Source organism: Mucilaginibacter sp., assembly GCF_028288105.1.
GTDB lineage: Bacteria > Bacteroidota > Bacteroidia > Sphingobacteriales > Sphingobacteriaceae > Mucilaginibacter.
Genome location: NZ_JAQBOI010000072.1, coordinates 1 through 14156, shown reverse-complemented (window position 1 = coordinate 14156; position 14156 = coordinate 1). Strand labels below are relative to the sequence as shown.

Below are 14156 nucleotides of genomic sequence, written 5' to 3'. Positions count from 1 at the left end.
TATTTCAGATTTTTACATTTATGAACAACCTGCCGCCATTAGCCGAGCGCATGCGCCCAAAATCGCTTGATGATTATGTGGGCCAAAAACATCTTGTTGGTAAAGGCGCTGTTTTGCGTAAGGCCATTGAAAGTGGAACGTTGCCCTCTATGTTATTTTGGGGGCCGCCCGGGGTAGGTAAAACTACGCTGGCCTATATAATTTCGCAATCGCTTTACCGCCCGTTCTTTTCATTAAGCGCTATTAATTCGGGCGTGAAGGATGTGCGCGAGGTAATAGAAAAAGCATCCTTACTAAAAGAACAAGGCGAAATATTACCCATCCTGTTCATCGATGAGATCCATCGTTTCTCTAAATCGCAGCAGGATTCGCTGTTAGGCGCGGTTGAACGGGGCATAGTAACCCTTATTGGCGCCACTACCGAAAACCCGTCCTTCGAGGTGATCTCGGCTTTGCTGTCGCGATGCCAGGTTTATATTTTGCAACCATTGGAAGAGCAGGATTTGCTTGATCTGTTGGATAAAGCCCAAAAGGACGATGTTATACTCAAAGAAAAAAACATCGTTATAAAAGAGCACGAAGCCCTGCTTCGCCTGAGTGGGGGCGATGCCCGCAAGCTGCTCAATATTTTTGAACTGCTGGTAAATGCTTTCGACAGTAAAAAAATTACGCTGACCAATGATATAGTCCTGGAACATGTGCAGCAAAACATGGCCCTGTATGATAAAACCGGCGAACAGCATTACGATATTATTTCGGCCTTTATCAAAAGCATGCGGGGCAGCGACCCTAATGGTGCCGTATACTGGCTGGCCCGGATGATTGTAGGCGGCGAAGACCCATTGTTTATTGCCCGCCGCATGCTGATTCTGGCATCAGAAGATATTGGCAACGCCAACCCTAATGCCCTACTGCTGGCGCAAAGCTGCTTTAATGCGATACAGGTAATTGGTATGCCCGAGTCGCAATTGATATTATCGCAAACGGTTATTTATTTGGCAACATCGCCAAAAAGCAATTCGGCCACTACGGCTATTGGCGCGGCTATAGCACTGGTAAAGGAAACCGGCGACCTGCCCGTTCCTCTGCACCTGCGCAATGCACCAACCAAGCTGATGAAAAATATTGGCTATGGCAAAAACTATAAATATGCCCATAGTTACGAAGGTAACTTTGCTGATCTGGATTTTTTACCGGAACAAATAAAGGGCACAAAAATTTATAATCCCGGTAACAATGCCCGCGAGAATGAATCAAAAGAAAAGCTAAAAAAACTTTGGGGCGACAGATACAAATATTAGTATCTTAACAGCCACTAAACTATTTTGTCATTCTGAGCGCGATAGCAAGGATAACAAATCTTTCATAATCACCTATGATATCAACCTTTTTCGATCACGAACTGAAAGCCTTCTGGCGATCAAAAAACACCGGTAAAAGCATCGCCGTAAAGGTGGTAATGGGTATCCTTATCTTCATACTTTTCTTATACGTATTGGCCCTTGGGCTTTTTATGGATAAGATAGTAGCGGCCATGTCGCCTAACGAAGATCTTACCGTTGCCTTCTGCGGCATTGTACTGGTCTATTTCCTGGGCGATCTGCTTATGCGTTTGCAGCTACAGGAACTACCTACCCTTAAAGTACAGCCCTACCTGCATCTGCCCGTAAAACGGAACAGTGTAGTAGGCTACCTGGCCTTAACAGCCCTGCTGTCCTTTTTTAATTTATGGCCAATAATAATATTCGGGCCGTTTATATTGAAGATAATATTACCTGCATCCGGCGCGGTAACTACAATAGTTTTCATCGTTTCTATTATCGCGTTATCTATATTTAATAATTACCTGGCCTTATATATTAAGCGCAAAGCCAATTTAAACGGGTGGATCTTTTTAATGGCAGGTGCTGTTTTAACGCTGGCAACCTGCGGTGATTATGTATGGCACCTGTACTCGCTAAAAGCTATTTCCTATTTGTTCTTTGGTAATTTAATTATCAAGCCTTATTTGGTGCTGTTGCCTTTGGTGCTATCGGTTGCCATGTATTATGTTAATTTCTACTACTTAAAAGGCAACCTTTATTTAGAAGAGTTAAGTTCTAAAAAAGATGTTATCCGTAAAAGCAGTACCGAGATCCCGTTCCTTAACCGCTTTGGTAATATAGGCGACCTGGTAGCTAACGAGGTAAAACTTATCCTTAGGAACAAAAGGCCGCGTTCTGCCCTGATCATGGGTTTGTTTTTTATGTTTTACGGACTGATATTTTATACCAATCCTAAAATAGGTGAAGGCTTTAAAGTATTCGTGGGTATGTTTATGACGGGTATCTTCATTATTAATTACGGTCAGTTTATGTTTAGCTGGCAGGCCGGGCATTTTGATGGCCTACTGGTAAGCAAGATCAAATTCACCGACTTTTTAAAAGCGAAATACCTGCTGTTCACCATAGTATCAACCGTGGCGTTCATATTAACCACACCTTACGTGTACTTTGGCTGGCGCACAGTTCTTATCCACTTTGTAATGTACCTGTGGAATTTGGGCATCAACACCACCATTGTGTTGTATTTTGCCAACCGCAACTACAAACGTATCGACCTGAGCAAAGGCGCTTCCTTTAATTGGGAAGGCGTGGGCGCAAGTCAGTTGTTGCTGTCATTCCCGCTGATATTGTTTCCTTACTTAATTTATTTACCGTTTAAATACCTGGGCTACACAAATGCTGGCTTGGCTGTACTGGCCATAATAGGTGTTGCATTCATCATTACCCGCGACTTCTGGATCAAAAAACTGGAAGCCGATTTTTACACAAAACGATTTAAAATAGCCGAAGGCTTCAGAAATAAATAATCATGATAGAGATAAAAAACCTGAAAAAAATTTACAACGGTGTAACTGTAGTAAACGTACCGCATCTGCAAATAAACAAAGGCGAAAGCATTGGCCTTGTAGGTAATAACGGTGCCGGTAAAACCACTTTATTCCGCATGATATTAGACCTGATACGCTGTGATAGCGGCGAGGTATTGTCAAACGGCGTAAATGTTGCCGGTGGCGAAGCATGGAAAAACTATACCGCATCGTACCTGGATGAAGGTTTCCTGATAGATTACCTTACCCCTGAAGAGTACTTTTACTTTATAGGCGGCTTGCACCAGCAAAACAAAGCCCAGGTTGATGAAAAATTGGCCGGCATCTCTGAGTTTTTTAATGGCGAGATCATCAACAAAGGCAAATACATCCGCGACCTGTCAAAGGGGAACCAATGTAAAGTTGGCGTAGGTGCCTGCCTGCTGCAACAGCCCGAGTTATTGATGCTGGATGAACCATTCGCTAATATTGACCCGAGTACACAGTTCAGGTTAAAAAACATCCTGAAAGATCAGAACAAGAACCACGGTGTTACTACCATCGTATCCAGCCATGATTTAAACCACGTAACGGATGTTTGCGAGCGTATTTTGCTAATGGAAAAAGGTGTGGTGATAAAAGATATCGCTACAAGCTCGTCTACATTATCTGAGCTGGAAGAATACTTTGGCGTAGGGCAAAGCACTGCCGCATACGCTGTAGATAAAGAAGAGAACCACTAAAGCGCCGCCTATGTATTTGATAAGAGAGGCTACAACTGCCGATGTTGAAGCAATTTTACAGATTGCAGAACAAACCTGGTGGCCTACCTATGAACCTTTGCTGGGCAAAGAGCAGGTAGCCTTTATGCTGGGTGAATTGTATACAGCCGAAAAGATAACCAAACAGGTAAAAGAAAAGCAGCAGGATTTTTTGTTATTGATAGAAGATGGACAGCCCGTTGCTTTTGCCGCTTACTCGCCCCGCGAAGAGGATGAAAATATTTACAAGCTGCACAAATTATACTGCCTGCCCATAACCCAGGGCAGGGGCTATGGCAAAATATTGATAAATGCCGTTGCCGGTAAAGTTATTGAAGCCGGTAAAAGCACATTAGACCTTAACGTTAACCGCTACAACAACGCCAAAAGCTTTTACGAAAAAATGGGCTTTACGGTAATCTACGAAGAAGATATCCCCATTGGCCCGTATTGGATGAACGATTATGTAATGCGGAAGGCATTGTAAGAATGTCATGGTGAGCCTGTCGAATCATTGGCAAAGCGATCAATCCTTCGACAAGCTCAGGATGACAGACTTTTAACAACATGAACCAAAATATAAGTAACCCAATCAATATCTCAAAAATCCCAATGGTAGAGATCCCGGAAGGAAGAATTGAATTAAGAGATGACAGAACAAAACAAAAATGGATGGTTGAACTCGTTCCTTTTTTACTCGCGCAATTCCCGGTAACACAAGAGCAATACTTTGAGGTGACCAATGAAGCACCCGGCACATTTAAGGGTAACAGGCTACCTGTTGAAACAGTAAGCTGGAAAGACGCGATAACTTTTTGTAACCTACTATCTGTTAACGACGGGCTAAAACCCTGCTATTCGATCGATCATCAAACCGGTGATATCACTTTTAATGCCACAGCAGGCGGATACCGGCTGCCTACAGAAGCCGAATGGGAATATGCCTGTAAAGCGGGTACAACCGGCATCAGGTACGGCGAATTAGATGCCATTGCCTGGTATAAAGCAAACTCAGACAAATCGCCCCATGATATAGGGCTGAAAGAACCCAATGCCTGGGGCCTTTACGATATGTTGGGTAATGTTTGGGAATGGTGTTCTGATATCTATGACGAATCCGTTTATGGTTCCTTCCGGGTAATTAGAGGCGGTGGCTGGAGCGATGAGGAAAGGGGCTGTATGGCCACCAACCGCAGGCGCAGCCATCCCACTTCATTCAAAATTGATGATCTTGGATTTAGAATCGCAAGAAATATATAAGATGATCTGTAAATACGAAAGGCGCAATTAATGCGCCTTTCGTATTTTAAAATTTCAACAACACATCCATCACTTCTGCTAATCTTGCCTTCGCCATAAACTGGTCTTCCAGGGCTTTGTTCATGGGGATGGCAGTATCGAGGCTGGCACATCGCATTACAGGCGCGTCAAGATACTTAAAGCAGTGCTCGCCTATGTAGGCGGCTATTTCGCCACCAAAGCCGCTGGTGAGCGTATCTTCATGCAATACCAACACCTTCGAAGTTTTCTTTACCGTATTTATAACTGCTTCTTTATCCCATGGCTGTAGGCTGCGCAGATCAAGTATCTCTATAGATTGGTCGGGGTGGTTGTCGGCGTATTCAATTGCCCAGTGTACACCAAGCCCAAAAGTAATAATGCTGGCCTTTGTACCTTCGCGCACCACTTTGGCTTTGCCTATTTCCACGTAGTAATCATTATCGGGTACATTGCCGCTTGTGCTGCGGTATAAATTTTTATGCTCAAAATAGATCACCGGGTTAGGGTCATCCACTGCCGACATCAGCAAGCCTTTGGCGTCATCCGGGAAAGCGGGATAAACCACCTTTAAGCCCGGTGTTTTGGTAAACCAGGCCTCGTTAGTTTGCGAATGGAAAGGGCCCGCACCGCTGCCACCGCCTGCCGGCATGCGTATCACCACATCAACGGTTTGCCCCCATCTGTAATAGGTTTTGGCCAGGTTATTTATTATCTGGTTAAAACCGCAGGTTACAAAATCGGAAAACTGCATTTCAACAATGGCTTTGTAGCCGTTTATAGCAAGCCCCATAGCAGTACCTACAATGCCCGATTCGCAAATAGGCGTGTTGCGCACCCTATCTTTACCAAACTCATCAATAAAACCCTGTGTTATTTTAAAGGCGCCGCCGTATTCGGCAATATCCTGCCCCATAATAACCAGGTTATTATGTATGCGCATGCTTTGCCTAAGGCCATCGCTTATGGCATCAATATAACGTTTATTGGTGCTCGTCTCTGATGGGGTATGGTTGGGTGCGTTATACAAACGGTACATATTCTGCACCTCGGTTTGTACATGAGGTATAATATCCGGTTCGCTGAAAACCTTTTCTATCTCGGCATCTATCAGCGCAGTAAATTCATTTCTTAAATAAGGCACCCATTCCGGCCGAAGCACCTGTTCATCCAGCAAAAACTTTTCAAAGCAGTCCAGCGGATCTTTCTGTTTCCATTCGTCAAATAAATGCTGCGGAACATATTTTGTACCCGATGCCTCCTCATGCCCGCGCATCCTGAAGGTCATACACTCGATCAATACCGGGCGTGGATTCTCCCTTAGCTCTATAGCCAGCTCATTTATGGTATGATAAACTTCCAGTACGTTGTTACCGTCGATACGGCGGCCTTCTATCCCATAGCCAATGGCTTTATCAACCAGGGCCGCGCAGCGGTACTGTTCATTTACCGGGGTTGACAGGCCATAGCCATTATTTTCTATCAAAAATATAACCGGCAAATCCCAAACAGCGGCAATATTCAGTGCTTCGTGGAAGTCCCCTTCGCTTGTTGCCCCTTCGCCGGTATATACCAATGTAACTTTTTTGTTGTTTTTTAATTTATCTGCAAGCGCAATACCATCTGCCAAAGCCAGCTGCGGACCAAGGTGCGATATCATGCCTATAATTTTAAACTCTTGCGTGCCGAAGTGGAAGGAGCGGTCGCGGCCTTTTGTAAAACCAGATGCTTTACCTTGCCATTGGCCCATTAAACGCGAAATTGGGATATCGCGTGCTGTAAATACACCCAAATTACGGTGCATGGGCAGGATATATTCATCGGCATCAAGGGCCATTGTACTGCCAATAGCGATAGCTTCCTGGCCAATTCCTGAAAACCATTTACCGATGCGGCCCTGCCTGAGCAGAATTAACATCTTCTCTTCAACCAACCGGGGCAATAACAGTTTCTTATAAAACGTTATCAAACCGTCATTATCTATAGTTTTCCGGTCAAAAATCATCAGGTAAAGCTAAGAAGTTTTTAAAACTTTGTATGTTTGAGCAATCCATCTTTTCGCTATGAAGCACTTATACCTCAAAATAATTATATTTCTTTCAATATTCGGTCTGTTCGCTTTTATACCCGACCATTTTTTGATGCCCGAAAACTTCTATTTGCACAAAGGCGATAAGTTTAATTTGCACCTACTGTCCGGCGAAAACCTGGTCAAAGAACGCGAAGTGCCATACACCGCGGCGCAAACTACCAAGTTTATGATCTATGAGGGATCTAAAAAAACAGACCTGAGCAAGATCACCAAAAACGATGCATCGCCGTTGCTAAATTATCCCATACAGGACGATGGGCTGGTGTTGGTTGAGATGAACACCAACGAGTTGAACGAGATACCCCGGGAAGATTTTTTGCCATACCTAACCGAGCAAGGGTATGACGATATTGCTGAGAAACTAAAGAACAGCAATGCGCTAAACTTCACCGAAAAATATAACCGTTACTTAAAAACATTAATAACTGTTGATGAGCCAAAGGGCAATGCCTACGAAAAGGTTTTAAATGACGATTTCGAGATCGTATTAAAACGTAACCCTTACAAATTAAACTATGGCGATGATATTACGGCGGTTGTGAATTTTAAAGGCAAGCCATTCACCGGGCAGGTAATGTTATACATTAAAACAGAATCGGGCAATGTGTACCCGCAAAAGTTAGCCAGCGATGCTGCGGGTAAAGTTTACTTTAGCGTTAGTCGCGAAGGTATTTATTTGTTAAGGGCTACCAAGTTTGAAGCATCAAAAGGCAAAGAAGCCGATTACGAATCGTGGGTGGCCAGTTATACTTTCTCGTTCAGTAACCATAACGATTCACCAAACACATACAAAGAATTTGGCTTTGGCGATAAGCACTAAATTTTTTACATCAATTTTTTTGCGTCGAACCAGGGCTTTAGCTCGTAACGTACTTGTAACAGGCCTGTATCGTATGTTTTCTGATCGATAAAGGTTAGTTGTACCCTGTCATTAATCCCTTGAAACAATAGCTTGCCTGCACCCAGTATCAGCGGGTGGATAGATAGCAGCAATTCGCTAACCAAACGTTTATTTATAAAGGTAGATATCAGGTCGGCACCACCAAATAGCCAGATATCGCCACCATTAGCTTCCATTATTTCAGGAACGGCGTGCTCAAAATCAGATGAGGATATTACTTTGATATTTTCGCCCGGCTCGGGTATCAATGTATCCGAGAAAACATAAATGTTTTTAACCGGGTACATTGCGGTATCCGCACGGATAAGCTCAAAGCTTTTTCGGCCGATGAAAATGGTATCCGTATGGTCGAAAAATTCTTGCATGCCATAATCCTGATCTGTAAGGCACCAGTCGTACTCGCCGTTTGGGCCTTCAATAAAACCATCAAGGGTTACTGCCAGGTTCAAAATTATTTTACGCATGATCTATTATTATTCGGGGCGGTTACCCTCTTTCCACATTTGGCTGAATGATTTTTCGGATACCTCCGGCATTTCTTTATAATGTCCCCATGATTTTTTGAAGAATTTTTTCATCATGAAATTTTTCATCTTGCCTCCAAAAAAATCAGTAAGGCTGCGTTTAAGCATCCCCTTTTTCCATATGGCCCAACCCCATTTTTCTTTGGTAGTAACAAAACCCTCGTTCACCGCATCGCGGCGGTTCAACAACAGCATTTTGTGTATATCTATTTTCACCGGGCAAACCTCGGTACATTTACCGCAAAGGCTTGATGCATAGCTAAGGTGTTTAAACTCTTCCATGCCGCGCATATGCGGGGTTATAATAGAGCCTATAGGCCCGCTGTAGGTGGTATCGTAAGTGTGCCCGCCAATATTCTGATAGATGGGGCAAGCATTAAGGCAGGCGCCACAACGGATGCAGTACAAGCCCTGGCGCTGGTCTTTTTGGGCAAGCAGGTTAGTACGGCCGTTATCCAGCAGTACCACGTACATTTCTTCGGGGCCATCGGTTTCATTAGGCTGGCGCGGGCCGCTTAGTATGGTATTATAAACCGTTAGGTTTTGCCCGGTTCCGTGGGTTGACAGCATTGGCCAAAACAGGTCAAGATCTGTCATAGACGGGATAAGCTTCTCTATACCCACCACGGTAATTTGTATTTTAGGGAAGGTAGTGGTGAGGCGGGCATTACCTTCGTTCTCAGTAATAGCTATGCTGCCGGTATCAGCAATAATAAAGTTGGCGCCTGTAATGCCTATATCGGCCTGCAGGTACTTTTCGCGTAATAGCTCGCGGGCTTTTTGGGTAAGCTGCTCGGGGGTGCTATCCAGCGGTGTGCCAAACTTCTCGTTAAATAGTTTGGCTATATCTTCTTTTGAAAGATGCATGGCCGGGGTAACAATGTGATAAGGCTTTTGGCCCAACAGCTGCACAATGTATTCGCCCAAATCGCTTTCTAATGATTCTATGTTATTCTTTTCCAGAAACTCATTCAAATGAATCTCTTCGGTGGCCATTGATTTTGATTTGATAATGGTTTTGGCCCCGGCTTTTGTAATAATGTTTAAGATCTCGCGGTTCGCTTCGGCGGCATCATTTGCCCAGATAACTTTACCGCCGCGCTTTTGAAAATTTGATTCAAACTCGGGCAAAAACTTGTCCAGGTTCTCCATCACCTTCCATTTAATGGCATGGCCTTTTTTCTTGGAATTATCCAGGTTGATCATGCGCGACAGGCCTTTTTCAAAGGAGTTGTTGTACTTACCAATATTATTATTGATAATACGGCGATGATCCAACTCGAATGCCTTTTGCTCTGAGGCTACCAGAAATTCTTCAGCGGTACTTCCCATTTATGCTAAATTAAACAAACCCTATCAAGAGTTTAAATAATGTGCAAAAATACCCGTGAAAATATTGAAACCGCGCCTTAATACCCGGCTAAAACAAGAAAAGCGGCCATTAAGCCGCTTTTCTTGTTTATAATATCTTGTTATTACTTTGCTGCAGTTGGTGTTTTTACATCAACAACAGGGCGGGCATCGCGGTTAGCTAATTCCCAACCGGTAAAAAATGCCAGTTGCGCACGTTTAACCAATAACGGGAAGTTAATTTTGCTTACTTCATCGCCAGGGGCGTGGTAATCTGCGTGTACACCGTTAAAGTAGAATATAATAGGCACGCCGTAACGGGCAAAATTATAATGATCTGAACGGTAGTAGAAACGGTTTGGATCGTTAGGATCGTCATATTTGTAATCCAGTTTCATTTTGGTATAAGTTGCGTTAGCCGCTTCGCCAATTTTATGCAAATCGGTGCTTAACATAGCCGAACCAATTGAATATACATAGTTTGCAGAATCTGGCTTGCCAATGTATTCTTCACCAACACGACCGATCATATCGATGTTTAAGTCGGCAATGGTGTTAGCCAAAGGATAAACAGGATGATCTGTATACCACTCAGAACCTAACAAACCTTTTTCTTCGCCTACGTTACCCAAAAACAACACACTGCGGCGTGGGCCTTTACCATCTTTTTTAGCTTGCGAAAACGCGCGGGCAATTTCCAGGATACCTGTGGTACCAGAGCCATCATCATCAGCACCGTTGTTCACTTTATCTGTAGCGCCTGGTTTTGTAACCAAACCAATGTGGTCATAGTGGGCAGAGAATACTAAAACTTCACTTTTCAGTTTAGGGTCAGAACCTGGCATAAAGCCTAAAACGTCAACCGCTTTAACATCTTTCTTTTCGGTATTGAAAGCGATAGCAGCGGGGGTTTTTATAACCTGTGTTTGTTTTGCAGTTGCAGTAGCAGCCTTTAACTCTTCATAGGTTTTACCTGTAGGCTTAACCAAGGCATCGGCAATAGCCGTTGTAATGTTAAACAATGGGGCCAATGGGTTTGCAACAGTTTCTTTTTTAATTGATATGCTGGCACCGCCTGCACTGCCACCAAAGCGTTTAAGCAAAGGGCCTAATTCGCCATTGGCACCTAAGATAGCCGCAGGGTTTTTCTCGCGGATAACTTTCAAAATAGCTTGGCGTTGCGCGGTTGCACGGTAACTTGTATTTGTTTTTTTACCTTCTTCAGGTTTGTCTTCGTTTATTAATAAAACTATTTTACCGGTGATATCAACACCTTCTAATTCGGCTGCTGTACCATAACCAACATAAACAATATCATTTGCAGTTATATTTTTATCAGCGAATGAACCCGGCATAAAAAAGTCTTTCCAGTTGGTAAAGGCTTGCCCGTTAACACTGAATGTAGTTATTTTAAGCGCGTTTTCTGTTAAAGGCACATCTAAAAAGTATGAGCCATTTACGGGAGCCTGCAGGCCTAATTTTTTAAATTCGGCAGCTATGTAATTCGCTGCTTTTTCGGCGCCTGGTTTACCGGTTTCGCGACCTTCAAATTCGTCAGATGCAAGTATGCTCAAGTGCTTTTTAGCATCGGTAGCGTTAATAACATTGCCGTACTTAAGCGCTGTTGGGTTTTGCTGGGCACAGGCTGTTGCGCTAATGGCAAGCCCCGTGATCCATAATGATAATTTCTTCATTGAAATTTATTGTTGGTTTAATTAGTTTGTTAGCAGCCTATTTTATTAACGCGGGTTGCATGGCGCCCGCCTTCAAATTCTTCGGTCAGGAATATTTCTATTATTTCTTTAGCCTCGGCGGTAGATACGTGGCGGGCCGGGATGCAAAGTACATTTGCATCGTTGTGGGTACGCGCCGGGATGGTTACATCTGCTTTCCAGCATAAGGCGGCGCGGATGCCCTGGTGTTTATTGGCTGTCATGGCAACACCGTTGGCGCTACCACAAAGCAGGAAACCAAAATCGGCCTCTCCGGCTTCAACAGCGTTGGCTACCAAATGGGCAAAATCGGGATAATCGGCAGATTCTGTAGAATAAGTACCAAAATCTTTAAAAGTAATATCATCAAACATGCCCAGTATGGCTTGTTTTAAATCGAACCCCGCATGATCTGCACCAATAGCAATCTTTAACCCTTTTTTCATCATCTCAAATTTATAATATTTATTGTGTTGACGAAGGTAAAGATTTTGTTAGAATTGAACAGATGCGCTTATTAAAGAGCAGCTTCTCTTGCTTTCTTACGTTTTTCAACCACGGCGGCAACCAATATACCCACTTCGTATAAAATGAATAAAGGGATACTCACCACGGTCATGGTCATCATATCGGGTGTTGGGGTAACTACAGCTGCTATGATCAGTATCACAACCACAGCATAACGCCTGGTCTCGCGCATAAATTTAACGGTAAGCACGCCTAACGATGACAGCACATATACCAGTATAGGTAACTCAAATACTATCCCGGTTGCCAGTGTTAAAGTGGCTACGGATGACAGGTAAGAATCAACAGAAAACTTATTTTCTATAGTAGGGCTAATGGTATAGCTGGAAAGAAAATTTATTGACTCCGGCGTAATTACATAATAGCCAAATAATACGCCTATAATAAAAAGAAATGTAGCATAAATAACAAAGCCACTTGCTGCTTTGCGTTCTTTTTCGTGCAGGGCTGGCTTAATAAAGCGCCATATTTCCCACAACAGGTAAGGGAAGCCAAGAGTTATACCAATAAGTAGCGCCGAATTGATCTGCAGGGTAAACTGCCCGGCCATTTCGGTATTAAGCAGGCTGATATTGATCTTATTGATACAAAAGCCATCGCGATGCAGGTATTCGCCCAGTTTACACAGCATACGGTACGTCCAGAAGCTTGGCTTACTGGGCCCCATAATAATGGTATCAAAAATAAAGTCGTAAAAATAGAACGCCCCGGCGGTGAAAATAACAATAGCAATGGCCGACCGCACCAGGTGCCATCGTAAAGCTTCCAGGTGATCAAAGAACGACATTTCGGCCTCCATTGTCTGGCCCTTCTCTTTTATTGCTTTTATTAGTTTGTTATCGCTCATTACCTGTTTTCAGCATTAACGCCGGAATACTATTTACGTTATATTGTATCGTGAAGATTACAAAAATATTAATAAACAAAGGTTTCCATAAACTTGGTAGTAAAATTACCCGCACGGAAGTTAGGATCCTGCAGTAATTTTAAATGGAATGGAATTGTTGTTTTAACACCTTCAATAACAAATTCGCTTAAAGCACGCTCCATAGTTGCCAACGCCTCATCGCGGGTTTGGGCCATGCAAATAACCTTAGCAATCATCGAATCGTAGTTTGGCGGGATAACGTATCCGCTGTAAACATGCGTATCTACACGTACACCATGGCCACCCGGCGAGTGGAAGTTTGTTATTTTACCCGGTGAAGGGCGGAAGTTGTTTGCAGGATCTTCGGCGTTTATACGGCACTCAATGGCATGCATTGTTGGCTCGTAGTTTTTGCCTGATATGGGGATACCCGCAGCAACCTTTATTTGTTCTTTTATTAAGTCGAAGTTGATCACCTCTTCGGTAACCGGGTGTTCTACCTGGATACGGGTGTTCATTTCCATAAAGTAAAAGTTGCGATTTTTATCAACCAAAAACTCTACCGTACCGGCACCTTCATATTTAACAGCTTTTGCCCCTTTAATAGCAGCTTCGCCCATTTTTTTGCGCAGCTTATCTGTCATGAAAGGAGACGGCGCTTCTTCTACCAGTTTCTGGTGACGGCGTTGTATAGAACAATCGCGTTCAGATAAATGGCAAACTTTGCCATACTGGTCGCCCACTACCTGTATCTCGATGTGGCGCGGGTCTTCAACATATTTTTCAAGGTATAGGCCATCGTTACCAAAGGCTGCGCCAGATTCGGCACGGGCACTATCCCAGGCATTTTCAAATTCTTCGTCTTTCCAAACAATACGCATACCGCGGCCACCACCACCGGCAGTAGCTTTTAATATCACCGGGTAACCGATTTTCTTAGCGATCTCGATACCTTGCTTAACGCTCTCTAACAAACCTTCAGAACCGGGGATGCAGGGCACGCCGGCCTTTTTCATGGTTGCCTTGGCCGAAGCCTTATCGCCCATGGCGTTGATCTGGTCGGCAGTGGCGCCAATAAATTTAATATTGTATTCGGCACAGATAGCCGAGAATTTGGCATTTTCTGATAAAAAGCCATAACCCGGGTGTATCGCGTCGGCATTAGTTACTTCGGCAGCCGAAATGATATTCGGGATATTCAGATAAGAATCGCGGCTGGGGGGCGGGCCAATACAAACGGCTTCGTCGGCAAAGCGCACGTGCAGGCTGTCGCGGTCGGCGGTAGAATATA

Annotated in this window: 13 protein-coding genes; 6 read left to right on the top strand and 7 right to left on the bottom strand. The window is 43.8% G+C overall.

Features of this window, described 5'->3' with window-relative positions:
* The first annotated feature begins 20 nt into the window (after positions 1-20).
* The 5 genes from JWQ85_RS05185 to JWQ85_RS05165 all read left to right on the top strand — a co-directional run bounded on the left by JWQ85_RS05185 (position 21) and on the right by JWQ85_RS05165 (position 4872).
* The gene (locus JWQ85_RS05185) at positions 21-1301 is read left to right on the top strand and encodes a replication-associated recombination protein A (protein WP_299465003.1); all 1281 of its coding nucleotides are present in this window, start codon (positions 21-23) and stop codon (positions 1299-1301) included.
* A 74-nt stretch (positions 1302-1375) separates the two neighbouring features.
* Complete coding sequence (locus JWQ85_RS05180) at positions 1376-2851, top strand: DUF5687 family protein (protein ID WP_299465000.1); 1476 nt, start codon at positions 1376-1378, stop codon at positions 2849-2851.
* Between the two features lie 2 nt (positions 2852-2853).
* The gene (locus JWQ85_RS05175) at positions 2854-3594 is read left to right on the top strand and encodes an ABC transporter ATP-binding protein (RefSeq protein ID WP_299464997.1); all 741 of its coding nucleotides are present in this window, start codon (positions 2854-2856) and stop codon (positions 3592-3594) included.
* Between the two features lie 10 nt (positions 3595-3604).
* Positions 3605-4099, top strand: a complete 495-nt coding sequence (locus tag JWQ85_RS05170; protein ID WP_299464995.1) for a GNAT family N-acetyltransferase — start codon at positions 3605-3607, stop codon at positions 4097-4099.
* 80 nt (positions 4100-4179) lie between these two features.
* Positions 4180-4872 carry an SUMF1/EgtB/PvdO family nonheme iron enzyme gene (locus JWQ85_RS05165; RefSeq protein ID WP_299464992.1) on the top strand — a complete coding sequence of 231 codons (693 nt, stop codon included), beginning with the start codon at positions 4180-4182 and terminating at the stop codon, positions 4870-4872.
* 46 nt (positions 4873-4918) lie between these two features.
* Here JWQ85_RS05165 and JWQ85_RS05160 read toward each other — a convergent pair whose 3' ends face one another.
* Positions 4919-6895, bottom strand: a complete 1977-nt coding sequence (locus JWQ85_RS05160; protein WP_299464989.1) for a thiamine pyrophosphate-dependent enzyme — start codon at positions 6893-6895, stop codon at positions 4919-4921.
* A 136-nt stretch (positions 6896-7031) separates the two neighbouring features.
* On the opposite strand from JWQ85_RS05160, the gene JWQ85_RS05155 reads away from it, so the two are divergent.
* Positions 7032-7802: a DUF4198 domain-containing protein gene (locus JWQ85_RS05155; RefSeq protein ID WP_299464986.1), complete on the top strand. Its 771-nt coding sequence runs from the start codon at positions 7032-7034 to the stop codon at positions 7800-7802.
* Between the two features lie 5 nt (positions 7803-7807).
* On the opposite strand, the gene JWQ85_RS05150 is transcribed toward JWQ85_RS05155, so the two are convergent.
* The 6 genes from JWQ85_RS05150 to accC form a co-directional block, all read right to left on the bottom strand.
* Positions 7808-8347, bottom strand: coding sequence for a dihydrofolate reductase family protein (locus JWQ85_RS05150; RefSeq protein WP_299464984.1), 540 nt, complete (start codon positions 8345-8347; stop codon positions 7808-7810).
* 9 nt (positions 8348-8356) lie between these two features.
* Positions 8357-9739, bottom strand: coding sequence for a LutB/LldF family L-lactate oxidation iron-sulfur protein (locus JWQ85_RS05145; RefSeq protein ID WP_299464982.1), 1383 nt, complete (start codon positions 9737-9739; stop codon positions 8357-8359).
* A 143-nt stretch (positions 9740-9882) separates the two neighbouring features.
* Complete coding sequence (locus JWQ85_RS05140; protein ID WP_299464981.1) at positions 9883-11451, bottom strand: M28 family peptidase; 1569 nt, start codon at positions 11449-11451, stop codon at positions 9883-9885.
* A 29-nt stretch (positions 11452-11480) separates the two neighbouring features.
* A complete protein-coding gene (rpiB, locus tag JWQ85_RS05135; protein WP_299464978.1) occupies positions 11481-11915 on the bottom strand; it encodes a ribose 5-phosphate isomerase B in 435 nt (144 codons plus the stop codon).
* A gap of 71 nt (positions 11916-11986) precedes the next feature.
* Positions 11987-12844 (bottom strand): twin-arginine translocase subunit TatC, encoded by an 858-nt coding sequence (gene tatC, locus JWQ85_RS05130; RefSeq protein WP_299464975.1) that lies wholly within the window; start codon positions 12842-12844, stop codon positions 11987-11989.
* 68 nt (positions 12845-12912) lie between these two features.
* The coding region (accC, locus tag JWQ85_RS05125) for an acetyl-CoA carboxylase biotin carboxylase subunit (protein ID WP_299464972.1) at positions 12913-14156 on the bottom strand (1244 nt) is incomplete at its 5' end.

Bases quoted from the DNA above. Each gene is read 5' to 3' on its own strand.
- JWQ85_RS05140 (WP_299464981.1), bottom strand. From the start codon at position 11,451: ATGAAGAAATTATCATTATGGATCACGGGGCTTGCCATTAGCGCAACA.
- JWQ85_RS05145 (WP_299464982.1), bottom strand. From the start codon at position 9,739: ATGGGAAGTACCGCTGAAGAATTTCTGGTAGCCTCAGAGCAAAAGGCA.
- JWQ85_RS05180 (WP_299465000.1), top strand. From the start codon at position 1,376: ATGATATCAACCTTTTTCGATCACGAACTGAAAGCCTTCTGGCGATCA.
- JWQ85_RS05185 (WP_299465003.1), top strand. From the start codon at position 21: ATGAACAACCTGCCGCCATTAGCCGAGCGCATGCGCCCAAAATCGCTT.
- JWQ85_RS05170 (WP_299464995.1), top strand. From the start codon at position 3,605: ATGTATTTGATAAGAGAGGCTACAACTGCCGATGTTGAAGCAATTTTA.
- JWQ85_RS05165 (WP_299464992.1), top strand. From the start codon at position 4,180: ATGAACCAAAATATAAGTAACCCAATCAATATCTCAAAAATCCCAATG.
- JWQ85_RS05150 (WP_299464984.1), bottom strand. From the start codon at position 8,347: ATGCGTAAAATAATTTTGAACCTGGCAGTAACCCTTGATGGTTTTATT.
- JWQ85_RS05175 (WP_299464997.1), top strand. From the start codon at position 2,854: ATGATAGAGATAAAAAACCTGAAAAAAATTTACAACGGTGTAACTGTA.
- rpiB (WP_299464978.1), bottom strand. From the start codon at position 11,915: ATGAAAAAAGGGTTAAAGATTGCTATTGGTGCAGATCATGCGGGGTTC.
- JWQ85_RS05160 (WP_299464989.1), bottom strand. From the start codon at position 6,895: ATGATTTTTGACCGGAAAACTATAGATAATGACGGTTTGATAACGTTT.
- tatC (WP_299464975.1), bottom strand. From the start codon at position 12,844: ATGAGCGATAACAAACTAATAAAAGCAATAAAAGAGAAGGGCCAGACA.
- JWQ85_RS05155 (WP_299464986.1), top strand. From the start codon at position 7,032: ATGCCCGAAAACTTCTATTTGCACAAAGGCGATAAGTTTAATTTGCAC.